This is a genomic window from Persicimonas caeni (assembly GCF_006517175.1).
GTDB lineage: Bacteria > Myxococcota_A > Bradymonadia > Bradymonadales > Bradymonadaceae > Persicimonas > Persicimonas caeni.
In genome coordinates this window covers 4,638,486-4,660,648 of record NZ_CP041186.1, presented here as the reverse complement: position 1 = coordinate 4,660,648, position 22,163 = coordinate 4,638,486, and the positions used below count along the sequence as shown (strand labels likewise).

Annotated in this window: 22 protein-coding genes and 1 pseudogene; 12 read left to right on the top strand and 11 right to left on the bottom strand. The window is 64.4% G+C overall.

Annotated features, from left to right (window positions below; translation table 11 throughout):
- Positions 1 to 30: 30 nt before the first annotated feature.
- The 3 genes from msrA to FIV42_RS17125 all read right to left on the bottom strand — a co-directional run bounded on the left by msrA (position 31) and on the right by FIV42_RS17125 (position 1,739).
- Positions 31 to 771 (bottom strand): peptide-methionine (S)-S-oxide reductase MsrA, encoded by a 741-nt coding sequence (msrA, locus tag FIV42_RS17135; RefSeq protein ID WP_141198874.1) that lies wholly within the window; start codon positions 769 to 771, stop codon positions 31 to 33.
- A gap of 82 nt (positions 772 to 853) precedes the next feature.
- Positions 854 to 1,231 carry a DUF2267 domain-containing protein gene (locus FIV42_RS17130; protein ID WP_141198873.1) on the bottom strand — a complete coding sequence of 126 codons (378 nt, stop codon included), beginning with the start codon at positions 1,229 to 1,231 and terminating at the stop codon, positions 854 to 856.
- 73 nt (positions 1,232 to 1,304) lie between these two features.
- Positions 1,305 to 1,739 carry a PPC domain-containing DNA-binding protein gene (locus FIV42_RS17125; protein ID WP_141198872.1) on the bottom strand — a complete coding sequence of 145 codons (435 nt, stop codon included), beginning with the start codon at positions 1,737 to 1,739 and terminating at the stop codon, positions 1,305 to 1,307.
- Positions 1,740 to 1,938: 199 nt separating this feature from the next.
- Here FIV42_RS17125 and kaiC point away from each other — a divergent pair, with 199 nt between their 5' ends.
- Both kaiC and FIV42_RS17115 read left to right on the top strand, forming a co-directional pair.
- A complete protein-coding gene (kaiC, locus tag FIV42_RS17120; RefSeq protein WP_141198871.1) occupies positions 1,939 to 3,648 on the top strand; it encodes a circadian clock protein KaiC in 1,710 nt (569 codons plus the stop codon).
- Complete coding sequence (locus tag FIV42_RS17115; protein ID WP_168210720.1) at positions 3,641 to 3,928, top strand: circadian clock KaiB family protein; 288 nt, start codon at positions 3,641 to 3,643, stop codon at positions 3,926 to 3,928. Before kaiC ends, FIV42_RS17115 begins: the two co-directional genes overlap by 8 nt.
- A gap of 31 nt (positions 3,929 to 3,959) precedes the next feature.
- On the opposite strand, the gene FIV42_RS17110 is transcribed toward FIV42_RS17115, so the two are convergent.
- Complete coding sequence (locus FIV42_RS17110) at positions 3,960 to 4,571, bottom strand: class I SAM-dependent methyltransferase (protein ID WP_141198869.1); 612 nt, start codon at positions 4,569 to 4,571, stop codon at positions 3,960 to 3,962.
- Positions 4,572 to 4,741: 170 nt separating this feature from the next.
- Here FIV42_RS17110 and FIV42_RS17105 point away from each other — a divergent pair, with 170 nt between their 5' ends.
- Positions 4,742 to 5,572 carry a class I SAM-dependent methyltransferase gene (locus tag FIV42_RS17105; RefSeq protein ID WP_168210719.1) on the top strand — a complete coding sequence of 277 codons (831 nt, stop codon included), beginning with the start codon at positions 4,742 to 4,744 and terminating at the stop codon, positions 5,570 to 5,572.
- Positions 5,573 to 5,602: 30 nt separating this feature from the next.
- Here the strand turns inward: FIV42_RS17105 and FIV42_RS17100 are convergent, their stop codons facing one another.
- Together FIV42_RS17100 and FIV42_RS17095 are read right to left on the bottom strand one after the other, a co-directional pair.
- Complete coding sequence (locus tag FIV42_RS17100; RefSeq protein WP_141198867.1) at positions 5,603 to 6,757, bottom strand: ATP-binding response regulator; 1,155 nt, start codon at positions 6,755 to 6,757, stop codon at positions 5,603 to 5,605.
- Positions 6,758 to 6,967: 210 nt separating this feature from the next.
- Positions 6,968 to 7,630, bottom strand: coding sequence for a hypothetical protein (locus FIV42_RS17095; protein ID WP_141198866.1), 663 nt, complete (start codon positions 7,628 to 7,630; stop codon positions 6,968 to 6,970).
- Between the two features lie 186 nt (positions 7,631 to 7,816).
- Between FIV42_RS17095 and FIV42_RS31450 the strand changes: the two are divergent.
- A pseudogene (locus FIV42_RS31450) lies at positions 7,817 to 8,526 on the top strand (zinc-binding dehydrogenase).
- Between the two features lie 8 nt (positions 8,527 to 8,534).
- Here FIV42_RS31450 and FIV42_RS17085 read toward each other — a convergent pair.
- Entirely contained in the window at positions 8,535 to 9,548 is a 1,014-nt protein-coding gene (locus tag FIV42_RS17085) for a glycerophosphodiester phosphodiesterase family protein (RefSeq protein ID WP_141198865.1), read from the bottom strand.
- A 110-nt stretch (positions 9,549 to 9,658) separates the two neighbouring features.
- Here FIV42_RS17085 and amrA point away from each other — a divergent pair, with 110 nt between their 5' ends.
- On the top strand, positions 9,659 to 10,333 hold the full coding sequence (gene amrA, locus FIV42_RS17080) for an AmmeMemoRadiSam system protein A (RefSeq protein ID WP_141198864.1): 675 nt from the start codon (positions 9,659 to 9,661) through the stop codon (positions 10,331 to 10,333).
- On the opposite strand, the gene FIV42_RS17075 is transcribed toward amrA, so the two are convergent.
- Positions 10,303 to 10,587, bottom strand: coding sequence for a hypothetical protein (locus FIV42_RS17075; RefSeq protein WP_141198863.1), 285 nt, complete (start codon positions 10,585 to 10,587; stop codon positions 10,303 to 10,305). The two genes, amrA and FIV42_RS17075, sit on opposite strands and share 31 nt — an antisense overlap.
- A gap of 1,555 nt (positions 10,588 to 12,142) precedes the next feature.
- Between FIV42_RS17075 and FIV42_RS17065 the strand changes: the two genes are divergently transcribed.
- The gene (locus FIV42_RS17065; RefSeq protein WP_141198861.1) at positions 12,143 to 13,258 is read left to right on the top strand and encodes a tetratricopeptide repeat protein; all 1,116 of its coding nucleotides are present in this window, start codon (positions 12,143 to 12,145) and stop codon (positions 13,256 to 13,258) included.
- A 399-nt stretch (positions 13,259 to 13,657) separates the two neighbouring features.
- Positions 13,658 to 14,146: a transposase gene (locus tag FIV42_RS17060; RefSeq protein WP_141198860.1), complete on the top strand. Its 489-nt coding sequence runs from the start codon at positions 13,658 to 13,660 to the stop codon at positions 14,144 to 14,146.
- A gap of 237 nt (positions 14,147 to 14,383) precedes the next feature.
- Here the strand turns inward: FIV42_RS17060 and FIV42_RS17055 are convergent, their stop codons facing one another.
- Positions 14,384 to 15,325 carry a DNA-3-methyladenine glycosylase family protein gene (locus tag FIV42_RS17055; protein WP_141198859.1) on the bottom strand — a complete coding sequence of 314 codons (942 nt, stop codon included), beginning with the start codon at positions 15,323 to 15,325 and terminating at the stop codon, positions 14,384 to 14,386.
- 239 nt (positions 15,326 to 15,564) lie between these two features.
- Between FIV42_RS17055 and FIV42_RS17050 the strand changes: the two genes are divergently transcribed.
- Both FIV42_RS17050 and FIV42_RS17045 read left to right on the top strand, forming a co-directional pair.
- The gene (locus FIV42_RS17050; protein ID WP_141198858.1) at positions 15,565 to 16,374 is read left to right on the top strand and encodes a hypothetical protein; all 810 of its coding nucleotides are present in this window, start codon (positions 15,565 to 15,567) and stop codon (positions 16,372 to 16,374) included.
- Between the two features lie 23 nt (positions 16,375 to 16,397).
- Complete coding sequence (locus tag FIV42_RS17045; RefSeq protein WP_141198857.1) at positions 16,398 to 17,495, top strand: DUF2914 domain-containing protein; 1,098 nt, start codon at positions 16,398 to 16,400, stop codon at positions 17,493 to 17,495.
- A 198-nt stretch (positions 17,496 to 17,693) separates the two neighbouring features.
- Here FIV42_RS17045 and FIV42_RS17040 read toward each other — a convergent pair whose 3' ends face one another.
- A complete protein-coding gene (locus FIV42_RS17040; protein ID WP_141198856.1) occupies positions 17,694 to 18,569 on the bottom strand; it encodes an NAD-dependent protein deacetylase in 876 nt (291 codons plus the stop codon).
- A 152-nt stretch (positions 18,570 to 18,721) separates the two neighbouring features.
- Here FIV42_RS17040 and FIV42_RS17035 point away from each other — a divergent pair, with 152 nt between their 5' ends.
- Entirely contained in the window at positions 18,722 to 19,273 is a 552-nt protein-coding gene (locus tag FIV42_RS17035; protein ID WP_141198855.1) for a ferritin-like domain-containing protein, read from the top strand.
- 117 nt (positions 19,274 to 19,390) lie between these two features.
- Here the strand turns inward: FIV42_RS17035 and FIV42_RS17030 are convergent, their stop codons facing one another.
- Complete coding sequence (locus FIV42_RS17030; RefSeq protein ID WP_141198854.1) at positions 19,391 to 19,786, bottom strand: DUF1499 domain-containing protein; 396 nt, start codon at positions 19,784 to 19,786, stop codon at positions 19,391 to 19,393.
- Between the two features lie 118 nt (positions 19,787 to 19,904).
- Between FIV42_RS17030 and FIV42_RS17025 the strand changes: the two genes are divergently transcribed.
- Both FIV42_RS17025 and FIV42_RS17020 read left to right on the top strand, forming a co-directional pair.
- Complete coding sequence (locus FIV42_RS17025; RefSeq protein ID WP_141198853.1) at positions 19,905 to 21,050, top strand: hypothetical protein; 1,146 nt, start codon at positions 19,905 to 19,907, stop codon at positions 21,048 to 21,050.
- On the top strand, positions 21,047 to 22,162 hold the full coding sequence (locus FIV42_RS17020) for a metallophosphoesterase family protein (protein ID WP_168210718.1): 1,116 nt from the start codon (positions 21,047 to 21,049) through the stop codon (positions 22,160 to 22,162). Before FIV42_RS17025 ends, FIV42_RS17020 begins: the two co-directional genes overlap by 4 nt.
- Position 22,163 lies beyond the last annotated feature (1 nt).

Sequence of the window (22,163 nt, the reverse complement as noted above, 5' to 3'; positions counted from 1 at the left end):
TACCCCGCAAGCCCCTGCGCGCCCCATCGCTCACTCCGAGTCGCCCCAAACCTTTTCGATGAATTCGTCGCGCCCCGAGCCGCTGCGGTACGATTTGTAGCGCACCGGGCTCTTTTTGTAGAAGTCCTGGTGGTACTCCTCGGCCTTCCAGAAGGTGCCGGCCGGCTCGATTTCGGTGACGATCGGCTCGGTGAACCGCCCCGACGCCTCGAGCTCGCGGCGCGATTGCTCGGCGAGCTTTCGCTGCTCGTCGTCGTGCACGTAGATGGCGGTGCGGTACTGGCTGCCGATGTCGACGAATTGGCCGTTTTTCTGGGTGGGATTGATGTTGCGCCAGAAGACGTCGAGCAGCTCCTCGTAGGAAACCGTGTCGGGCTCGTAATAGACGCGCACCGCTTCGGCGTGGGTCGTCTTGCCGTAGGAGACTTCTTTGTAGGTCGGACTCTTCTCTTTGCCCCCGGTATATCCGGAGATGGTGCGCACCACGCCGTCGACCTTGTCGAAGGGCGGCTCCATGCACCAGAAGCAGCCACCGGCGAACGTGGCAATCTCGAGGGAGGGATCTTCAGCCGTCGGCGGCAGCGCCTCGGTGCCCTGCCCGCTCTCTTGGGCCTCTCCAGCAGACTCGACCTGCTCACCCGACGCCTGCTCTTCGTTCTCCGCGGCGACGGTATCGGAGCCCTCGTCGGCCGATCGGGTCGGCTTGCATGCGCTGATGGCGAGCACGACGGCCAGAAGGACGAGTAAAATCGGGACAATATGCTTGTTCATCTGGATATCACTCTTGTCGAGAGTCTCGGCAATCTCCTCTGCAAACGAGACGCATCGAACAGGCGGCGAGTTTCAAAGGATTTCACACGGGACGCTGAAACAGCGCCGGGAATGGCGCGGGCAGGTGCGCGATGAGGTACTCGACGACCTCCTTGTCGAGGTCGTCGGCCAAGACCTGACAGACCACCTGGGCCTGCTCGCCGGCGAAATCTTCGACGAGCCCCTCGCGATGGCTGATACGGTCTTTGAACTCGTCCATGTCGAAACGCTGGCCGCCCCAGGTGCGAGTGAGCGCATCCCCCAGACGCGCCGGCAGGCGTTTGGAGACCCAGGTGCGCTCCGGCGTCGAAAGCGTCTCGCCGAGCACCTCCAGCGTCGTCGCGGCGACCTGCTCGACCTTCTCACGAGACCACAAGTCGGTGTGCTGCTCGAGATGATCGATGAACGTCTCGTAATCCATGGCGCATAACCTCAGGTAGGGGTCGGAAAGTTCGCCCCCCAAACATAGGCACAATCCCCCCAAAACTCACACCTCACGCTTCTTCGCCCGGCTCCCAACGCGGCAACCCGATCGCCTCGCAGGGAATGCGCGGCAGCGGCGTGTCGAACGGCTCGATGAACATCTCGACGACCACGCCGACCTTGGCGTCGAACAGATGCCCGCCCAACACCTTGAAGTCGTGGCCCGAAATCGAGCAATGCGCGTGCAAGAAGGGCTCGCCGTCGAGCAGGCTGATATTGCCCTCGAGCGACAAGAGCTCCCAGATGCCGTCGAACGTGCGGTGGATATACTCGCGGTCGTCGAGCTCGTAGCAGCCCAATTCCGGATCTTCGAGGGCGCCGATGGCCGAGACCTTGGCGGCCTTGAAGCCGAGCTCAGCCGCCACCGATTCTACGTTTTCGCGCAGGGTCTCACCGCGCTCCAAACTGAGCACAACGCGACCATCTTCTTCTTGAATCCATTTCATGATTTTGCCGTGTCTCTTTTCAAGATTTTAGTACCAAATCGGCCCTCTAGCCCCTTCTCACTCGCTTGCGGGCCTTGCACTAAAACGGTGATTTATCCTAATACTGATCTCGCGTCTAGCGTTAACGACGCGCGTATTAGTGTGTTTTTTACACATATAAAGCTTCCTCTAAAAAAGCTTTAACATACAGGAGCAATCCGTGAACCAGAATATCACTCGCATCCAGAAAACACCGACGGGGATGCGCGGCTTCGACGAGATCACCGAAGGGGGTCTGCCGAAGAACCGTGTCACTGTGGTGATGGGCGGTCCCGGTGCCGGCAAGACCGTATTCGCCCTGCAGACGCTGGTCAACGGGGCGCTCGACTACGACGAGCCGGGTATCTTGGTGGCGTTCGAGGAGAACGCCGAGCATATCAAGATGAACGCGGCCGGGTTTGCGTGGCCGGGCGGCTTCGAGAGCCCCGACGAAGTCACGTTCATGGACGCCCAGCTTCGAAACACGGTGCTCGACGGCACCGACTTCGACCTGCAAGGCCTTTTGGCGATTCTGAGCGCGCAGGTCGAGGAGACGGGGGCGCGGCGGGTCGTCTTCGACGGCATCGACGTGTTGCTCGGCTTCTTGGACAATCCGCTGGCGGTGCGCCGCGAGGTGTTCCGCCTGCGAGACTGGGTGCTCCAAAACGGCATCAGCGGTGTGATCACAGCCAAGACGAACCCGCAGGGCGCCGAGATCGACCCGCACTACGACCAGCTGCAGTTCATGGCCGACTGTGTGGTCCAGCTCAGCCACAACCTGGTCGGGCACACCGCCATGCGCGGGATGCGCGTGTCCAAGTACCGCGGCACGTCGCACTCGTCGAACGAGTTTCCGTTCACGATCACCAGCGGCGGCATCGACGTGGCCGTGGGCTCGCGCTTCGAGATCGACCACCAGGTCTCCACCGAGCGCGTCTCGACGGGCGTCGATCGCCTCGACGCCATGATGGACGGCGGGTATTTCCGCGGCACCTCGGTGCTCATCTCCGGGGCGCCGGGCACCGCCAAGACCACGCTGGCAGGAGCCTTCACCCGGAAGGCCGCGCAGAACGGCGAGCGAACCCTGTATGTGAGCTTTGACGAGGACGCCAACCAGATCGTGCGCAACCTGCAGTCGGTCGGCCTGGACCTCGAGCCCTTTGTGACCGAAGGGGTCATCGACATGTTGTCGCTGCGCGCCCGCGGTTACAGCCCCGAGACCCACGTCGTCGAGATTATCAACGCCGCTCAGGACCACGGGGCCGAGAATCTTGTCATCGACCCCATCTCGGTGTTCACCCACTTCGGGGACACCCAGGCCGCCGAGGATGCCGCGCTGCGCTTGATTGACTTCGCCAAAAGCGCGGGCATTACTATCGTAAGTACGACGCTACTGGCGACGAAGTCGCCCGAGATCGAAGCCACACCGGTAGGACTTTCGACGATCGCGGACACCTGGCTGCACCTGTCCTACCAGAAGCAGGGTGGCGAGCGGAATCGGGCCCTGTCGGTCATCAAATCGCGCGGCATGAAGCACTCCAACCAGGTGCGCGAATTGTTGCTCGACGACGACGGCGTGACTCTCGCTCCGGTCTACACCGGCGGTGGCGAAGTCTTGATGGGCACGCTTCGCTGGGAGAAAGAGCAGCGAGAAAAGGCCGAGGCGGCCCGCCAAGTCGAAGAGCTGGAGCTCGAGAAGCAAAACGAGCGCCTGGCTCTCGACGAAATCGACATGAAGTTGGAGGCGCTTCGCCACGAGCAACAGCGCCGTAAATCCGAGCTCGAGAAACTCGATGAGCGTCAACGTAAACAGCGCGAGCGACGTGAGCACTTCGTCCAAGAACTTGCACGTCGCCGGGGACACACCCGCAGGGACAAGGCCGATGAATAAACCGTCGGACCAGACCCTGCAGCTGCGCCTCTATGTGGCCCCCAACTCGCGTGCGTCGACCCTGGCTCGACGCAACCTGGAGACGGCGCTCGATATCCTGCAACCCCACGAGGCCGACGTCGAAGTGGTCGACGTGACCGAGCACCCCAGGCGCGCCGCGCGCGACGGGGCGCTGGTCACCCCGCTTCTGGTGCGCGTCCAGCCCGAGCCGCGCCGTAAAGTCGGCGGCACCCTCGAGGACCAAAAGAGCCTCTTGGCGGTCTTGTCCGGGTTGAGCTAGCCCCCCACCTCCATCTGCGCCTTCATGCACCTCAGCCCGGCTTGCGTCCAATCAGGCTGACCACACTCGTGATGCCCTGATGCTGGCCGGCGCGGATATCTCTGTCTTCGGTGCCCAAGTATTTGATCTGGAGCGGGGCGAAGTCCTCGGCGAGTTCGTCGGCGGTGTAGAGGCACTCGACGGCGGTCGGCCCGCTCGAGGGCTGCTCGAGTTGCTCGGGGCGCAGCGCTTCGAGCAACAGCACGCCGCCGGGCGCGAGCGCGTTGATCGCGCGCCGGTGGGCCTGGCGGCGCGCCTCGGGCGGCAGGTGCATGTGCAAAATGATCACCGCCCCGTAAGTCGCACAACCGGCGTCGAAGGCGCTGACGTCGGCGCGCCGCGTCTCGATGTCCACTCCGGCCTCGGCGGCCAAGCGGTGCAGCTTGGCCAACGCGTGCGCGGACACATCCACCGCGCACACCTTCCATCCATGCCTGCCCAACCACACCGCGTTTCGACCCTCGCCCTCGCCCAGGCTCAGGATGGTTGCCTGACGCGGAATGAGCGAGGCGGCGTGTTCGGCCAAAAAGCTATTGGGTTGGTGTCCATACAACAGCCCCCGGCAGTCGTATTTGGCGTTCCAGTCGAGCGGCTCGGTCGCCATAGATGCCTCCGGACGCAGAAAATCTCGCTACGTCGAACATCGACATCGCGGGCGAATCGTGAACCCCCGACTTTTTGGAATCTTGCAGGTGTCCACATTGACACCCAGAGGCCATGCGACCAGAGGTCATGCGACCAGACGCCACGCGACCCATCGACCGAGAGTCTGCGATGAGTATCGACGCCATTCAAAAGTACTACGCCCAATACGACGAGTGGGGCCGGCTCGAAACACCTGCCGGCCGCCTGGAGATGCGACGCTGCCTGCGCACCCTCCACGCACATCTCGCGCCCCACAGCCGGGTGCTCGACCTGGGGGGCGGGCCGGGCCGCTATACCATCGAGCTGGCTCGCCGAGGCCACCAGATGACTTTGGTCGACCTGTCCGATAAGCACGTGCGCCGGGCGCGCCGCGAGTTGTCCGAGCACGACCTGTGGGAGCGCGTCGACGCCGTCGAGCAGGGAGATGCGCGCGCGGTCGACGCCCTCGACGCCGACAGCTTCGATGCGGTCGTGGCGTTCGGGCCCTTTTACCACCTCATCGACCCCGACGACCGACGACGCGCCGCCGCCGAGGTCGCCCGCCTGCTGCGCCCGGGAGGCCTGGCCTTCGTGCAATACCTCCCTGCGGCCAGCGGCTTTGTGCGCCTGATCGACCGCGCGGCCGAGTGGCCCGAGCAGCTCGACAGCGACACCATCGATCGCGCCCTCGAAGAGCACATCTATCAGAATCCGTCCGATGCGGGCTTTCAGGAGGGGTGTTACGCCGAGACGAGCGACATCGACGCGCTCTTCGACTCCGTCGGCGTCGAGCGCATTGACGCGGTGTCGGTGCGCGGCATCGCCGCCGGGCGCGAGGACAAGCTCGAGCGCATTCGCGACGAGAGCCCGCTCTTGTACGAAAAGATGGTGGAGTTGATCGAGGCGACCTCGCGCAGACCCGAAGTCATCGCCATGGGGCAGATCGCGCTGTGGGTGGGACGCCAGCGCACGGTGCACTGAAGGATACCGGCGACAAGAGGCCGGTCGGGGCTACTCGCGCGGCTTGAGCGCGCGGCGCAACTCATCGAGATCGATGGGCTTGGTCAGGTGCTCGTCGAAGCCGCTGTCGAGGCTCGCCTCGCGCAACTCGCTGCAGCCCAGACCGGTCATCGCCACCAGGCGCACCGAATCGAAGCGCGGGTCGATCTTGACCGCCCGGCACAGCGCATGACCGTCGAGATTGCCCGGAAGGTGCAGGTCGCACAGCACGGTGTCGGGGGTGTGGGCCTTGAGCTTGTCGAGCCCCTCTTCGACGTCGTGGGCCAACTCGACGCGGTGGCCCTCGAGCTCGAGTAGTTGGACGAGCAGCTGGGCGACGTCGCGGTCATCTTCGACGATCAGGATGCTGCGCTCGCGCACGACGGTCTGGCCGTCGGACGCTTCGTCGCCGGCACGCGGCCGCGTCGACAAGGGCAAGCGCACCCGAAAGGTCGCGCCCTCCCCGGGCCCCGCGCTCTCGGCGTCGACTTCACCGTCGTGCAAACGAACGATGCCGTTGACGATCGCCAGCCCGAGCCCCAACCCGCCGTCGCGTCGCTCGCCGGCCTCCGCCTGGGCGAACAGGTCGAAGATGCGCTCGACCTCCCCGTTCTCCATGCCCACGCCGGTGTCTCGCACCTCGAGCACCGCGTCGGCGTCACTATGCACCGCCACGGTCACCCGATCGCCCGCCTCGGTCGCCTTGCGCGCGTTGTTGAGCAGGTTGCTCAGCACCTGAGTCAAGCGCATCTCGTCGCCCTCGACCCAGATGGGCTCGTCGCCGAGCTCGACGGTCAGCTCGACGCCGAGGTCGTCGAAGCTCTTTTGCTGGTCGACGAAGACCTGCGCGACCACCGAGGTCAGATCGAGCACGCGCGTATCGAGGCTGATCTTGCCCCGGCTCAACCGGGAGACGTCCATCAGATCGTCGATGAGACGCTCCATGTGATCAGTCTGCCGGGCGATGATGTCGAAGGTCTTTTTGCGAATGGAGGGGTCGTCACCGCTCAAGTCCTGCAGATGCACGGCGGCACGCAGGGCGGTGATGGGGTTGCGGAGTTCGTGAGCCAAGGTGGCGATAAAGCGCTCCTTTTGCTCACACTCCTGCTGGAGCGACCCGACCGTCTCTTGCAGGTCGGCCAGATCATCTGCTCCGCGTGTACTCACTCGAAACTCTCTCGACTGTGCCCTCGTACGGAGTGCGCCAGATAGTCAGTGGGAAAGGAGTCAACTGCTCGAACGAGGTCACCGTACCGCACCGCGTTGCGCATATGCAACAGCATAGACGTATTAATCCTGTTAATATTAATGCTCTCGGACGCTCCCGGGCGTCCGAGGGCCGGCGATCCGTGGTGACCGCGCTTCGTTTAGGACCGTCTAGAACCGGAACTCTTCGGGCCCCAGCCAACCACTTTCGTCGTCGTCCCAAATCGAGAACAGGCCCTCACCGAACTCTTGCTCCTCGATGAGCTCGCTGTCGTTGAGATCCCACTCGTCGTAGAGCTCCTCGGAGGTCGCGTTGGTGACGAACTCCTCGCGGGTCACCGACTCGTCGTCGTCCTTGTCGAGCTCGTCGAAGTCACCGAAGGCGTCGTCTTCGTCGAACCACTTGTCGGAGGCCTCCTCGTAGTTCTCCTCGGTCAACGCGCCGTCACCATCGGTATCCCACGCGCCGAACACACCGCCGGTGAGCTCCTTGGGGTCGAGCTGCTTGTCGCCGTTGGCGTCCCACTGCGAGAAATACCCCTGCTGCTTGAGGCCGGCGGCGAACTCGTCCTCGATGATCTGCTCATTCTCGTCGGCGTCCCAGCCGCCGAAGAGCTCGTCGTCACCCTCGACAGCGGCGGGCTCCTCCTCAGCGGCGGGCTCCTCCTCGACGGCGGCCGCCTCCTCCTCGGCCCCCATCTCCTCTTGCGCGACGCCTTCCTCGTCGACGACGCCCTCCTCGGTGCCGTTGTAGTCACACGCCGAAAGCCCGGCGAGGCTCACGACGAAGAGCATGACGATCAGTCCGGCGGTCTTGCGTGTATGTCGAATCATCTCGAACTCCTGCTTACAGGCTACTCATTGAAGGACGTCGGTAGTCTGTATCTAAACACACCTCGGATCGTGTAAACCGTAGGCCGCAGCTGCCCCCTCACCTTGCAAACCCACTCCCAATCCCCATCATTACCCAAGACCCCAAGACCCCAAAACCCCAAGACCGCGCCCCAGGCACCACGACCCATGCCCCAAGCCATCCAAATCCACGAAACCGGCGGCCCCGGCGTACTGCGCTACGAAGAGATCGACCTCGGCGCCCCCGGCCCCAACGAAGCCCGCATCCGCCAGACCGCCATCGGCGTCAACTTCATCGACACCTACCATCGCAGCGGGCTGTACCCGCTGCCCGAGCTGCCCCACGCCATCGGCATGGAGGCAGCCGGGGTGGTCGAAGCGGTCGGCGCCGAGGTCGACACCGTCGCCGTCGGCGACCGCGTCGCCTACGCGGGCGGCCCGCCCGGGGCCTACGCCCAGACGCGGCGCATCGACGCCGACAAGCTCGTGCGCCTGCCCGACGCCATCGACGACGCGACCGCCGCGGCGTCGACGTGGTGTACGACTCGGTGGGCAAGGACACGCTTCGCGGCTCGCTCGACTCGCTGGCCCGGCGCGGGATGCTCGTGGCCTTCGGCAACGCCTCGGGCGCGCCCGACCCGGTCGACCCGCTCGAGCTGTCCAAGCGCGGCTCGCTGTACCTGACTCGCCCCAGCTTGATGGACTATATCGCCACGCGCGACGAGCTCGAGAAGAGCGCGCAGGCGCTCTTCGAGGTCGTCGAGGCGGGCGCAGTGCACATCGACGTCGGCCACAGGTGGCCCTTGGCCGACGCCGCCGACGCCCACCGGGCGCTCGAGGGACGCGAGACGACCGGCTCGATCGTGCTCGAGCCCTGAATGGAGCCCTAAAGATCGCCGGCTAGATCCGGCCGGTCGGTGATGATGCCATCGACGCCGAGGTCGACGAGCGCCTGCATGCGCTCGGCGTCGTTGACCGTCCACGGCTTGACGCGCAAGCCCGCGGCGTGGGCCTCGGCCACGGACTTGGCGGTGACGAGAGTGTGGCGCGGTGACCAGACGGCCGCGCCCTTGTCGGCCAACGCGGCCAGCGGCCCCCGGCGCTTCTTCTCGAGCGCGGCCAGCTCGAGCCACGGCGCGATCGTGCGCGCCGCCCACAGCGAGCGATGGTCGAAGCTCTGCAGCGTCACCCGATCTTGCAGCCCACGCGCCTCGACGGCCTCCACGAACGCCCGCTCGAAGGTCCCCGGCCGCTCGCCGTCGAACCCGTCGCCGATATTGGCAGGCTGCCTGGGCTTGCGCTTCGTCTCGATATTGAAGCGCACCCGGCGCGCGTTGTCCCGCTGGCCGTCGGTCTTCTGCGGGCTCTGGGCGTAGCGCTCGACGAACGCGAAGACCCGCTCGAGGGTCACGATGCCGTAGTCGTCGCCGGCCAGCGCCGTGGGGGAGGCGTCCTGGGCGGGAAAGCGCTTCGGATCCGGGTTCTGCGTGCACCGGTAGCGCGCCAATTGGTCGGCCGTCAGGTTGCGCACCCGCAACCTCGCATCCTTCGCCCGCAGCGCCGCCGGGTCGGGCAGATCGTCGACGCCGTCGGGCACCACGCACTTCTTCGCGCTCACGAACGGGTCGTGCCAGACGACCAGCCGGTCGTCTTTGGACAGGTGCAGGTCGAACTCGAGGGTGTCGACCTGCAGGTCGAGCGCCGCCTCGAAGGCCGGCAGCGTGTTCTCGGGCTTGAGGCCGCGCGCGCCGCGGTGGCCCTGGATGTCGAGCGGCTTGTCTGTGTTTTGCGCCCTCTCTGGATCTTGCACAGCGGAAACCTCCTGCGTCGCCGGCGCGCTCGAACAGCCCACGCCGACCATCGAACTCATGGCGAAGATAGCGACCAAATACTGCTTCACGGAAACTCTCCTCTGTTCCTCGGTGGCAAGATCATGTTCCTCGGTGGCAAGATCCGCCGACGGCTTGCTAGGATAGGCGCGTCATTCGTTCCAACGCCCCCGAGAGTACCATGGCCGTCGAGACTGTCGACCGCACTCGCCAAGACCAACAGAGCCAAGACCAACAGAGCCAAGACCAACAGAGCCAAGACCAACAGAGCCAAGACCAACAGAGCCAGCAAGAACGGCTCACCGAGGCGCAGCGGGCCGAGCTCGTCGAGCTGGCCGTCGCCTCCATAACCCGCGGGGTGCACTACGACGAGCCGCTGCACCTGCGCGACGCCGAGCTCGAGGGGTATCTGGCCGAGCCGCGCGCCACCTTCGTGACCGTCTACCTCGACGGCGAACTCGCCGGGTGCATCGGCTCCCTCGAAGCCCGGCGCCCCCTCGGCCGCGACATCGCCCACAACGCCTACATGGCCGCGTTTCGCGACCCGCGCTTCGACCCGCTGAGCGCCGACGACCTCGAGCGCCTCAGCCTGCACATCTCGGTGCTCAGCCCCCTGCGCGAGCTCGACGTGACGAGCGAAGCCGACCTGGTCGCCGCGCTCGAGCCGGGCGTGCACGGGCTGGTGCTCACCTGCCACGGCCAGCGCGGCACGCTGCTGCCGTCGGTGTGGGACCAATGCCCCGACCCGGCGCTCTTCGTACGCCACGTCAAACGCAAGGCCGGCCTGCCTCAAGACTACTGGTCCGACGAGATGCGCGCGCTCGTCTACGAGGTCGACGAATTCGACGGCAGCTGACGCTCCGGCACCACGACGGCCGCTCTGCTCACCTCGACGGCCGCTCTGCTCACCTCGACGGCCGCTCTGCTCACCTCGACGACTCCTCTGCTCATCACGACGACTCCTCTGCTCACCTCGACGACCTTTTCGACCACCTCGACGACTCCTCTGCTCACCTCGACGGCCACTCTGCTCACCTCGACGGCCACTCTGCTCACCTCGACGGCCACTCTGCTCACCTCGACGACTCCTCTGCTCATCACGACGGCCAATTTGTCACCACGACGACCTTCTCGACCACCTCGACGACCTTTTCGACCACCTCGACGACTCCTCTGCTCACCTCGACGACTCCTCTGCTCACCTCGACGGCCACTCTGGTCACCTCGACGGCCAATTTGTCACCACGACGAGTCGCGACCTCACCTCGACGCCCTCGATCGGTGCAACAGAGAAACACCACCCAGAACGACCGTCACGGGGCGATTTCGGAAAAAAGACGCAACAATTTTTGCTTTTTGCCGAAAACCGTAATGAGGGGTGGAAGTATCGTGCGCACGAATTTCCCCACAAATTTGAAACGGGCGGGTGAGTCGAGGTTGGCCTTGGCTCACTCCCTGGTGGCTGAGCCGGTTGGGCTCAGGGCATTTGCGGCGGAACGGTTTCCCGATCCGCAAAACAAAGCCTTCGTAGCGAGCGTATCTTCGATGGGATGTCGGCCAAGTACATCATCGGCGCGCTCGGCGGAGGTGGAGCCGGTAGCTTCGCCCTTGCGGCGGAGCGCAGTTATCGGATTTGCCCGGTGCGGGCTTGTTGATGCGCCGAAGTCAGACGTGGCGTGAAGATGGGCCTGTGCCATGGGAGTGCCGCAGCGGCGTCGATGTGGTCGTAGGCAGTGGCGTCGGGGTGGGCATGTGCTGAGCGCATGACCTATCCGAGGTGGCTTCAAAACGGGGCGGGCCTAGCCCGTTAGCCGATCACAATCACAAGCAAATCCGCAACGCCCATGCCGGCGAAATTCGCCGGCAGACGCACCGGTACGTCGTCGTGGGGGCGCTGCGCGCCGGTCTCGAGTCGTGGGTCGTGAGTCGTGGCTCTTTCGGGCGGTTGGCCGCCTCGGTAGCTACTCAGGCTCTTTCACCGGCGGGGTGAACCCGCCGGGGTCTTCGGGCGGTTGGCCACCTCGGTAGCTGCTCAGGCTCTTTCACCGGCGGGGTGAACCCTCATCCTTACCCACAATTTTCTCGACCACGTTTGGCTCTTCTAGACGCACGGGCTGTGGAAGGCCTCCGACTCGATGTCTTCTGATGAGCGAAGCCGGAGGCGGAGCGACACCCGGCGTTGTTTGCCGGGTCTTTGTAGCCGGGTGTGACCGAAGGGAACGCCCGGAGCGCCGTGGGGCCCCTCGACACGTGGTCGCTTCTCGACGTTTTCAACTCACGACCTCCTTGGCCATGCGTCAATTCGCGAAGCGTGGGTGTGTCGAGCATCGCCCCTCCCCCCACGTTCCCTTCGGTCACATGGGGCTACAGAGACCCCTCTCCGCTACGCTACGAGGGGTGGCGCTTCGGCTTGCGCCTCCGCTTATCAAAACGATTTCAGATTTGTGGGTAAGAACAAGGGTGAACCCGCCGGGGTCTTCGGTGACCGATCTCCGGCTCCCGGCGACCGTAACCGCGACCGTAACCGTAACCGTAACCGTGACCGTAGCCGTAACCGTAACCGAAACCGTAGCCGTAGCCGTAACCGTAACCGTGCCCCCACTTGCCTCTCCCCCCCATCCTCCATACATTTACTCCACCACAACATCCTCATCCGGAGCCCCGCATGCACACCACGCGCCTGTTCGCCGCGCTCGCCGTGTCGAGTCTAATCGTCGGATGTTCGACGGGCAGTTCGACCCAAAACATCGACGATACTCAGGGCACCAAGCCCACCAGCGCGTCCGCCGCGTGGGAGAAGGCGCAGTCGGAGTCGCCCTGCAAGGACGTCGACGCGCGCAGTTGCTATTTCCAGGGGATGAAGCTCGAGGCGTCCGCCAAGCCGAAGCAGGCGATTCGCTACTTCAAGGCGTCGTGCGAGCGCGAGGTCGCCAGCGCCTGCTACGACCTGGCGGTGCTGTACGAGAACGGCGAGTCGGTGGCCAAGGACGAGGCGAAGGCCAAGGAGTTGTACGAGCAGGCGTGCCAGTCGCAGGACCCTGACGCGATGGCGTGCAACAACCTGGCGGTGATGTACCAGCAGGGCCGCGCGGTCGAGGTCGACCAGGACAAGGCCGCCGAGTTGTACCGGCGAGCGTGCGAGCTGGGCTCGATGCTCGGCTGCCGCAACCTGGCGCGGCGCTATCTGGAGGGCGAAGGCGTCGAGAAGAGCCCGGCGCGCGCCGCCGCGCTGCTCGAGAAGGCGTGTCAGTTGGGGCATCCGGAGGCGTGTCCGCAGCTCACCTACCTGTTCGCCCACGACTGCGTCGAAGGCGGTGAGTGCGGCGCCGAGATACTCGAGCCGGCGCGCTCGGCCCAGAAGCTTCGCGAGATGTGCGAGGCGACCAAGCAGCCCCAGGCGTGCCTGGGCTACGGCTTCATGCTCGAGGCGGGCCTCGACGGCGAGGAGTCCGACCCGGCGAAGGCCGCCCTGCAGTACGACCAGGCCTGCAAAGCGGGCGTATCGACCGGCTGCAACTACATGGCGAACCTGTACCGGCGAGGCGACGGCGTCGAGCGCGACGTCGAGCGGGCCGTCCAGCTATACGACAAGGCGTGCACCGAGGGGTTCATGCTGTCGTGTCACACCCTCGGGGTGATGCACCTTCGCGGCCGCAGCCTGCCGCCCGACCCCAAGCGCGGCTACGAGTATATCCGCAAGGCGTGCGAGGGCGGGCGCAGCCCGTCGTGCACCGCGCTCGAATTCCAGTGCTTTGCGGGGAGTCAGGAGGCGTGTCCGTGAGGGACTGCGTTGCGAAACCTGATTTGCGAATCTGAACCACGTCCCGATACGAAATCGCGAATCTGAACCACGTCGCAACTCGCAGCCCTTATGTCCTTAATTGCCTATGTAGAGGGCGTTGCTGATCGGCAAGGCGTTCAATATCGAAATATGTGGCGCCTCGGTTTCAGAAACGCCTGCTATATAAGCAATTAAGGACATAGGGGTTGCGTATCGCTCGGTGGTTCAGGTGTGCAAACACCACCAACAGAGAACTGAATTTCCAACCCTGCCCAGGCACGCTTCCAGCGTCGATTTCGGCAAAGATTTCGAGATCGCACGCAACAAAACGGCCTGCTCTGCCGAAAACAGTAATGAGGCCCGTGTGAACGATCATTACTACTGTGAGAGGAGCGATCAATGCAGAGCTATTGGGAGCTATATGTGCACCTCGTGTGGGGCACCAAGGGCAGGAGCCACATCTTACGTGGCGACGGCGAGGTTGCGATTCATCGAGCTATTCGGGACACAGCGAAGGAAAACGGAATGGTGCCAATCTGTGTCAACTCGGCGTGGAACCACACCCATTCGCTGTTCGGTTGGAACCTGGAGAGCTGTGTTCAAGACGTGGTGGACGCCTTCAAACAGCGTTCGCTCGAAGCTTGGGAGGAAGTCCGCGCTAAGAATGACAGTATGCCGACGCTCGAGTGGCAAGCTGGATTTTCCGCGTTCACTATAAGCCGCGGACAGATAGAGCGGACAAAGCAGTATATCGCACACCAAAAAGACCATCATCGAAACGGCAATACTTGGTCGCACTTCGAGAAGTGGTGCACGCTCGAGTCGGAGTCGGGATCGGAGTCTGAGTCTGAGGAGGACGAATGCGAATCATCTCCATCGCAGCCCTGAATCACATTGCAACACGCCCATCGCGAATCTGAATCACGTCGCGATACGAAATTGCGAATCTGAATCACGTCGCAACACGCAGCCCTTATGTCCTTAATTGCCTATGTAGAGGGCGTTGCTGATCGGCAGGGCGTTCAATATCGAAATATGTGGCGCCTCGGTTTCAGAAACGCCTGCTACATAAGCAATTAAGGACATAGGGGCTGCGTATCGCTCGGTGGTTCAGGTGCGAAGTAGTCACCCCTCCTCACCCTCCAACTCGCTCATCAGCCAGTCGTAGAACATGTACTGGGAGACGAGCGCCTCGAAGCCGCGCCAGCGGTCGCGGATGCGCTCGTAGTCCTCGTCGGTGGCCTCGTGGGGGTCAACGCCGTAGTTCGGCAGGATCCAGCGCCGCCAGCCCTTCTCTTGGCCTTTGGTCTTGCGCGACATGAAGTCGCCGTCGTGGCGGTTGCGCCGGAACATCAGGTTCTGGGCGGTCGACGGGCCGATGCCGCGCACCGAGGTGACCGCCTCCCAGAAGGCGTGGGCGTCCATTGCTTCGAGCGCCAGCGGGTCGAGCTCGCCCGAGGCGATCAAGTCGGCCAGGCCGGTGACGTACTCCCCCTTGCGCCGCGAGATGCCGAACTCGCGCAGGTCACTCGGGTCGACCGAGCGCAGCACCTCCGGGCGCGGGTACGAGTAGTAGGTGCGCCCGCGCCATTCGAAGGCCACGCCCCACGTCTTGCGCACGTCCTGGACCATGCGCTGCTTGGTCGGCTCGTGCGAGATGCGCGTGCGGATGATGTGGCGCATCGCGTCCTCGAAGAACTGGCCGCGCGACAGGCGCTTGAAGCCGTAGTGCTCCTCGACGATGGGGCCCATGACCGGGTCGTCTTGGACCTGCTCGTAGAACGCCTCGACGTCGAGCTCCGAGCCGACGATGCGCCCGACCTGCCGGCGAATCTCGGCCTCCTCGGCGTCGGTCGGCGGCGACTGGTCGGGAAGCTCGACCTCGAAGGCGGGATCGACCGGGTTGTCGTTGTAGTGGATCACCGCCAACACGGTCCGGTCGGCCAGGTTCAGCGGGCGGGCATAGCCGCCCTTGAAGATCTCCTCGGGGTCGTACTCGGCCTCGAAGTACTCGCTGACGTCGAGAGAGAGGTAGAAATCGTGGGGACCTTTCGATTCGATGCGCATGGGAACAACAGGGTGGAGGTTGAATAGGTGAACGGGCCCATTCGTCGGTATAGCATCGAGGCGGTTGCCGCAATGGACGCGCGAGCGTCAGTGTACTCTGCAGGCTCGATATGAGGGAGGGTGTTCTCATCGAGAGTACGGAAAAGACGCGCCTGAGTTGATTAAGAGAGCGATTCAAGCGTACTCTTCAACATGTAGAGAGTACACCGCTGGTCTACCTGATGACGTGGAGCGAGAAAATGAAAATGCGATACTTGATTGGCATGGCGATTCTGTTGGTCGTGGGCGCCGGTTGCGGCGATGACACCGGCACCGCACGCCCCGCCGGCGTCGGCCAGACCGTGGTCACCGGCAACGGCGAGACGGCGATCTACGACACGCCCACCGGCGACGACTGCATCGAGATCGGCTCGCAATGCGTCAGCCCGCAAGACGAATGCGGCGACGATGCGCGCGTCGACGTCATCGTCGACGACAGCGGAGAATACGTCGATACCGTCTGCTATCCGGGCGACGAGATCACCCACGACGAGCACAAAGGCAGCATCAAGTCGGATGAAGATGGCACGGTGGTCGTGTTAGATGGAAAAGACGACGGCGCCGACATCACCGACAACGTCGAGTTCAAGGGCAACGACGGCGTGCTCTACGGCCAGGGCGAAGACGTCTCGGTCGTGCGCGGCAACGTCAAAGTGATCGGCAACAACGCCGCCATTCGCGGGGTGCGTATCGAGGGCAGCGTCGACCTCGAGGGCAACGACGGCCGCCTCACCAACTGCGTCATCGAGGGCAACCTGCACATCAAGGGCAACGGCAACATGGTCACCAACTGCATCGTCTTCGGCGACTTGAAAGCCGGATATGCCGACGCGCAGGACACCACCCTGATCGGCAACTACGTGCAGAAAGACTTTCGCGCCGAGCATGAGACCACCGTGTGCAGCGGCAACTTCGAGTTCAGCGACAAGAATGAGAATGTCCAACTCGACGCGAGCGAAGCCGATGACGCCGACGCCGTGAGTTGCCCCACGGAGTCAGATGCCCAGTAACGAACAGATGAAATGACGAGTCGATGAAAGAAGCTCTCCGCCAGCATTTCGACCGCCTCGATGAACGCTGGGAGCTGCGGGCGCGCGCCGAAAAGTGGCGCCCGTGGTTCCCGGTGGCGTTCTTCGTGGGCGGTTTCCTGTTCGACGTGCTCACCCTGGGCCGGGTCGTCACCACCACGAACCTGATCGTGGTCGGCTTCTACGCGCTGGGCGTGGCCGCGTGCCTGGTCGCTCAGCCCTACGTCGCCATCACCGACGACGAGGGCCGGGCCGACGATGAGCAGACCGCCAAGTGGGTGCGCTGGCTCGGCTTCGGGCTCAACTTCTGTCTGGGCTCGCTCTTCAGCGCGCTGGTGGTGGTCTATTTCCGAAGCGCCGGCGAATGGTTCACGCTGCTGACCGTGATGGGCCTCTTCGCGGCGATGGTCTTCAACGAGTTCGCCCACTGGGACGAAAAGCAGCGCCATCTCTTGTGGGCGATCTACTGCGTCAGCCTGGTGATGCTGCTCAACTTCGTGGTCCCGCACATCGCCAAGAGCATCTCGCCGTGGTGGTTTTACCTGAGCTCGGCCGCCGCCGTGGGGCTCATCTGGGGCCTGTGTCGGCTGGCCCGCCAGCCCTACCGCACGGTCTACTCGGCCACCGGCGCGGCGGCGTTCGTGGTGGGGTTGTACGTCTTCGGGCTGGTGCCGCCGGTACCGCTGGTTATGAAGCACACGCTCATCGGCACCGATTTCCAAAAGACCGACGGCGAGTACACCGCGATGGTCGACGAGCAGAATTGGCTCGTCGACCTGGGCCTCCGCGCCCCCACCGTGGTGTGGGAGCCCGGCGAGCACGTCGCCGTGCTCACCGCGATCTTTGCGCCCGACGACGTCGAAGTCGACATGGAGCACCGCTGGTACCGCGAGGTCGACGGCGAGTGGACCCAGACTGACGCCATCCCCTTCCACATGCGCGGCGGCCGCCAGGACGGTTGGCGCATGTGGTCCCGCAAACGCCACGTGCAGCCGGGCAGATGGCGGGTGGAGACGGCCGTCAAAGACGGCACGATTCTGGGCTACGAGACGTTTGTGGTCGAAGAGGGCGAGGCGGCGGACAAAGAGCGTGAGGCGTTGTAAATCCTGGGGGCGATTCGTCGGATATTGAACGCCTTGCCGATAAGCAACGCCCTCTAAATATACAATTAAGGACATAGGGGCTGCGAGTTGCGACCACGTTCCGATACGCAACCCCTATGTCCTTAATTGCTTATGTAGCAGGCGCTTCTGTAACCGAGGCGCCTCAAATCTCGATCCTGGAAGCGCCTCAAATCTCAACTACCCCAACGCCTCGACAAGTCGCGGCATCACCAAGCCGGCGCGGGCCTCGACGCGCACCCAGGCGTGCTCGTCGCCGCGGGTCTCGCCGAGGTTGACGATCCCCAGCGGCAAACGCTTTTTGGCGGCGCCGCGCACGAAGCGAAACGCCGAGTAGACCGTCAGCGACGAGCCGACGACCAGCAGGGCGTCGGCCTCGTCGACGAGGCGCCAGGCGTCGGTGACCGTCGGCTTGGGGACGTTTTCGCCGAAGAAGACCACGTTGGGCTTGAGCACGCCGCTGCACTGCGTGCACGCCGGGATCACGAAATCGTCGGGGATGGCGGTGGGCAACTCGGCGTCGCCGTCGGGGGCGAGTTCGGTGGCGTGGCGTGAGCCCCACTCGGGGTTGAGGCGGGTCAGGCGCTCCTGCAGGTCGTCGCGCGGCTCGATGGCGTCGCACTCCAGGCAGCGCACCTCGGCGAGGGCGCCGTGCAGCTCGACGACGCGCCGGCTGCCGGCTTGGTGGTGCAGCCGGTCGACGTTCTGGGTGATCACGCCGCGCAACACGCCCGCCTCTTCAAGCTCTCGGATGGCCCGGTGGGCCTCATTGGGCTCGGCGCGGCGAAACCGCGGCCAGCCAACCATCGAGCGCGCCCAGTAGCGGCGCCTTGCCGCTTCGGTGGTCACGAACTCGCGATATTGGATCGGATTGCGCGTCTTTTGCCGGGTCTTCGGCCCGCGGTAGTCGGGGATGCCCGACTCGGTGCTACAGCCGGCTCCGGTGATCACCGTGACCCGCAACTCGTCGAGCAGGTCGACCAGAGCGGGCAGCTCGCTCAGATCTGATTCCACGCCTGGCAGCCATGCACGCGTTTCCTTTTGCTTCCCAACCATTTGGCAACCCTTGTCGAGATCGCTGAGGTGTCCAGCATTCAAACCGACGTGTCATGGGGACTCTTCCCCACATGCGCGGCAAACGATCGGGCCTTCCGGCTGCACTCTGCAATGTCGAGGCCCGCGTTCTACCAAGTCGATAAGGAGGAAGTATGGCCAAAGACAAGAACATGCTGTTGAAGTGGCTGCGCGACGCGCACGCCATGGAGTCGTCAGCCGAATCGATTCTCGAAAAGCAAGTCAAACGGGTCAAGGACCATCCGGAGGTCCACCGGCGCATCGCCGACCACCTCGAGGAGACCCGCCGCCAGCAGACCCGGCTGGAGGACTGCATCAACAAGCTCGGCGGAGACACCTCGGTGCTCAAGGAAATGGTCGGCAAGTTCAGCGGCACCATGCAAGCGCTGGGCGCCGCCGGGGCCGACGATGAGCTGGTCAAAGCGGCCATCAGCAACTACGCGTTCGAGTCGATGGAGATCGCCTCGTACAAGTCGCTCATCGCAGCGGCGGAGGCGTATAACGAACCCGAGATTCGCCGGGTGTGCGAGGAAATCCTCGTCGAAGAGGAGCGCATGGCCGAATGGCTCGAGAACAACGTCGGCGCGATCACCCGCGACCACCTGAGTCGCATGGGCGTCAGCGTTCACGAGCCGAGCAAACCCGGCCCGGAGAGCCGCCGCGAGCCGCCCAGGCCGCGTGCATGATCAGATGTAGATGATGAGGCGTGAAGAGGCTCACGCCACATGGAAATTGCAGGCCCTACAGCCAACACCCCGTGTCACCAGACAGGTGCACGGGGTGTTGGCGTTTTGGCACGTGGTTCATGCCTTCAAATACTCATCAACCCCCTCGAGCAACTCGCGAATCGTCCGCGCGTTTTGCCCCAGGTCGCCCTGCCCGATGCGCGACGCACTCCTCGCGGTCACCTCCGCCCGGCCGTCGTCGGTGGGCTGCACCCAGATGACCATATCGTCGACGAACCCGACGACCTTCGTGCGCACCTCGACGTCGAGGCGCATCTGCTCGGGGTTGTCGCTCTCGGGCGCCCAGCGCGGGTGGCGGTCTACGACCGCGCACACCGCGTCGAAGACCTCTTCGGGGTCGCGGTCGTAGACGCGCGGCTGCAGCTCGGGGTACCAGACCGACTTTCCCGTCTCGACCTCGTTGATTAACAGCGGGCGCAGCACACGTTTGAAGAGCGAGGGTGATTTGTCCATGACGTGCCTCCGTGATGCACCGGTTGCTCGCAGCGTGCATCTCAAAGGTATACGCGTAGGCTTTGCTGTTGCGCGGCGGTTCGTTAAGAAAGGCCCGATGAACTTAATGAATGAGTGTATGAACGACCGATTCTACAGACACCGCTTGGCTGTGTTCGTGCTGGTGTGCTTCATCGCGGCGATGAGCCCTGCGGCCCCGGCGCTCGCCGAGGAGGCGCCGGCCGCTGTCGCTGCTGAGCCAGGCGAGCCCGACGAGCCCGACGAGGTCGAGCCTCTGGCCATCGCCGTGGCCGCGGTACCCGGCTTTGTGGTCCACGGCGCCGGCCACTTCGTCGCCGGAGACTCCGAGACCGGCTGGAAGCTTCTGGGCGCGGAGCTGGCGGGCGTAGGGCTCCTCGTCGGCGGCATCGGCGGACTGGTGGTCACCGGGGCGGCCGACGAGACGATCACCCCGCTTGTGGGCATCACGGCGTTGGGCGGCACGACCTTTTTCTTCTCGTGGCTCGCCGACATCTACGGGGTGTCGGCGACCGGCGACGGCTTCGGGCTGCCCGAGCTCGAGCGCCCGCCGCTGGCGGCGTCGGTCGGCTACCAGTACGTCTACAACCCGACCTTCGAGTTCAATCACTTCGTCCACGCCGGGGCGGCCGGACGCCTGTCGGCTGTAGGCCTGCCACGCCTGGGGCTGCGCGGCGACGGCTGGTTTGGCGTCGACGACGCCAACTGGCGGGCGCGTGCCCAGGCGAGCTGGCGCTTTATGGGGCCACTGCCCGACGAGGCAGCCGCCGACGGCTCGTTTTTGGACGCCGAGTTCGGCCTCATCTACCACGACTACTCGACCTACGATTTCGCCGAAATCACCGGTGAGGCGCTCGTGCGCGGCCGCCTCGACCTGCACAACTACGCCGAGGCGCTGCGCGGCTCGTTCGTCGAGGCCGCGTTTGGCTACGGCCTGTCGCAATACGCTCACGAAGAGCACGAAGACGACGCATGGAGCCTGCTGCTCTTCGACGCGAGCATCGGCATGTATCTGGGGCGCAGCGCCACGGGCTACGGCGAGTTCGAGATCTTTTATGACCACCGCCACGACGGCTTCGCAGGCGGCGGCAAGCTCACCGGCCTGGGCAGCGGCGCACCGGGCAGCATGGGCGCGCGGCTGACCAAGTCCATCGCCGCGCCGTGGGGCATCCAAATCGGCTTTGAAGCAGGCTCGGCCTACGTCGCCGGGCTCGACGTGGTCTATCGACCGGGAGGGTCGCGATGAAGAACGCAGCGCTGACAGTTCTCATATTGCTGACAATGACGAGCGTGGTCGCGACCACCGGATGTTTGGACGTGGCTGACGACCGCGCCGAGCTCGACCGGCATATCGGCAAGGCGAAGGCAGGCGACGCCTCGATCACGGTCGAAGACGGTCTGGCCAACGTGCGCAGCTTCGCGCCGGGCAACGTCGTCCTGTGGGCGCAGGCGCCGACGCTGTCGATCGAGCTCGAGCCTGCGGACACGACCGCCTGGGAGATCCGCGTCGAGAACACCCTCTCGGACCTCCAGCTCACCGCAACCTCACCCAATGAGCTAGAGACGACGGTCCAGACAAGCACCGGCGAATTCCCCACCGAGCGCATCTTTCGCCTCGAGAATCTGACGCCCGGCGAGTCCTACACGCTCACGCTCGCCCCGCCCGACGCCGGCGACCTGAGCCCGTGGCATTTCTCGGTCTTCGCCGATATCCAAGACCATATCTACGAGGTCCAAGATATCTACGACCGCATGGGGAGCGACCCCGAGCTTCGCTTCTGCTTGATCAGCGGCGATTTGACCGAACAGGGGACGCCCGAAGAGCTCGAGCGCTTCGAGCGTGAGCTCAAGGAGCTGCCGATCCCGTGCTTCGCCACGCTGGGCAACCACGAGTTGGGCTACAGCGAGTCGGAGTTTCGCGAGCGCTTCGGCCGCGGCAACTTCAGCTTCACCTTCCGCGGCGCGCGCTTCACGCTGCTCGACTCGGCGAGCGCCACGCTGGCCCCGTTGGTGTATGATTGGCTCGAAGGTTGGCTCGACGCCGGCGCCGACGGGCTACACGCGGTGTTCATGCATATCCCGCCGCTCGACCCGGTCGGCCAGCGAAACGGCGCGTTCGCCAGCCGCGCGGAGGCCAACAAGCTGACGAATCGGCTCGCCGACCACGACGTCGACCTGGCCGTCTACGGCCACGTCCACTCGTTTTACGAGTACTCCCACACGGGCGTCCCGGCGCTCATCACCGGCGGCGGCGGAGCCATCCCCGAGCGCTTCGACGATATCGGCCGTCACTACGTCAAGGTCGAGGCCAACCCGGCCACGGGCGCCTTCTCCACCGAGGTCGTGCGCATTCCGTGAG

Coding starts and splice junctions, on each gene's coding strand:
- FIV42_RS17065 (WP_141198861.1), top strand. CDS start 12,143: ATGCACACCACGCGCCTGTTCGCCGCGCTCGCCGTGTCGAGTCTAATC.
- FIV42_RS17095 (WP_141198866.1), bottom strand. CDS start 7,630: ATGATTCGACATACACGCAAGACCGCCGGACTGATCGTCATGCTCTTC.
- FIV42_RS17050 (WP_141198858.1), top strand. CDS start 15,565: ATGAAAATGCGATACTTGATTGGCATGGCGATTCTGTTGGTCGTGGGC.
- FIV42_RS17025 (WP_141198853.1), top strand. CDS start 19,905: ATGAACGACCGATTCTACAGACACCGCTTGGCTGTGTTCGTGCTGGTG.
- FIV42_RS17055 (WP_141198859.1), bottom strand. CDS start 15,325: ATGCGCATCGAATCGAAAGGTCCCCACGATTTCTACCTCTCTCTCGAC.
- FIV42_RS17030 (WP_141198854.1), bottom strand. CDS start 19,786: ATGGACAAATCACCCTCGCTCTTCAAACGTGTGCTGCGCCCGCTGTTA.
- msrA (WP_141198874.1), bottom strand. CDS start 771: ATGAACAAGCATATTGTCCCGATTTTACTCGTCCTTCTGGCCGTCGTG.
- FIV42_RS17020 (WP_168210718.1), top strand. CDS start 21,047: ATGAAGAACGCAGCGCTGACAGTTCTCATATTGCTGACAATGACGAGC.
- amrA (WP_141198864.1), top strand. CDS start 9,659: ATGGCCGTCGAGACTGTCGACCGCACTCGCCAAGACCAACAGAGCCAA.
- FIV42_RS17060 (WP_141198860.1), top strand. CDS start 13,658: ATGCAGAGCTATTGGGAGCTATATGTGCACCTCGTGTGGGGCACCAAG.
- FIV42_RS17115 (WP_168210720.1), top strand. CDS start 3,641: ATGAATAAACCGTCGGACCAGACCCTGCAGCTGCGCCTCTATGTGGCC.
- FIV42_RS17130 (WP_141198873.1), bottom strand. CDS start 1,231: ATGGATTACGAGACGTTCATCGATCATCTCGAGCAGCACACCGACTTG.
- FIV42_RS17035 (WP_141198855.1), top strand. CDS start 18,722: ATGGCCAAAGACAAGAACATGCTGTTGAAGTGGCTGCGCGACGCGCAC.
- FIV42_RS17040 (WP_141198856.1), bottom strand. CDS start 18,569: ATGGTTGGGAAGCAAAAGGAAACGCGTGCATGGCTGCCAGGCGTGGAA.
- FIV42_RS17110 (WP_141198869.1), bottom strand. CDS start 4,571: ATGGCGACCGAGCCGCTCGACTGGAACGCCAAATACGACTGCCGGGGG.
- FIV42_RS17045 (WP_141198857.1), top strand. CDS start 16,398: ATGAAAGAAGCTCTCCGCCAGCATTTCGACCGCCTCGATGAACGCTGG.
- FIV42_RS17105 (WP_168210719.1), top strand. CDS start 4,742: ATGAGTATCGACGCCATTCAAAAGTACTACGCCCAATACGACGAGTGG.
- FIV42_RS17125 (WP_141198872.1), bottom strand. CDS start 1,739: ATGAAATGGATTCAAGAAGAAGATGGTCGCGTTGTGCTCAGTTTGGAG.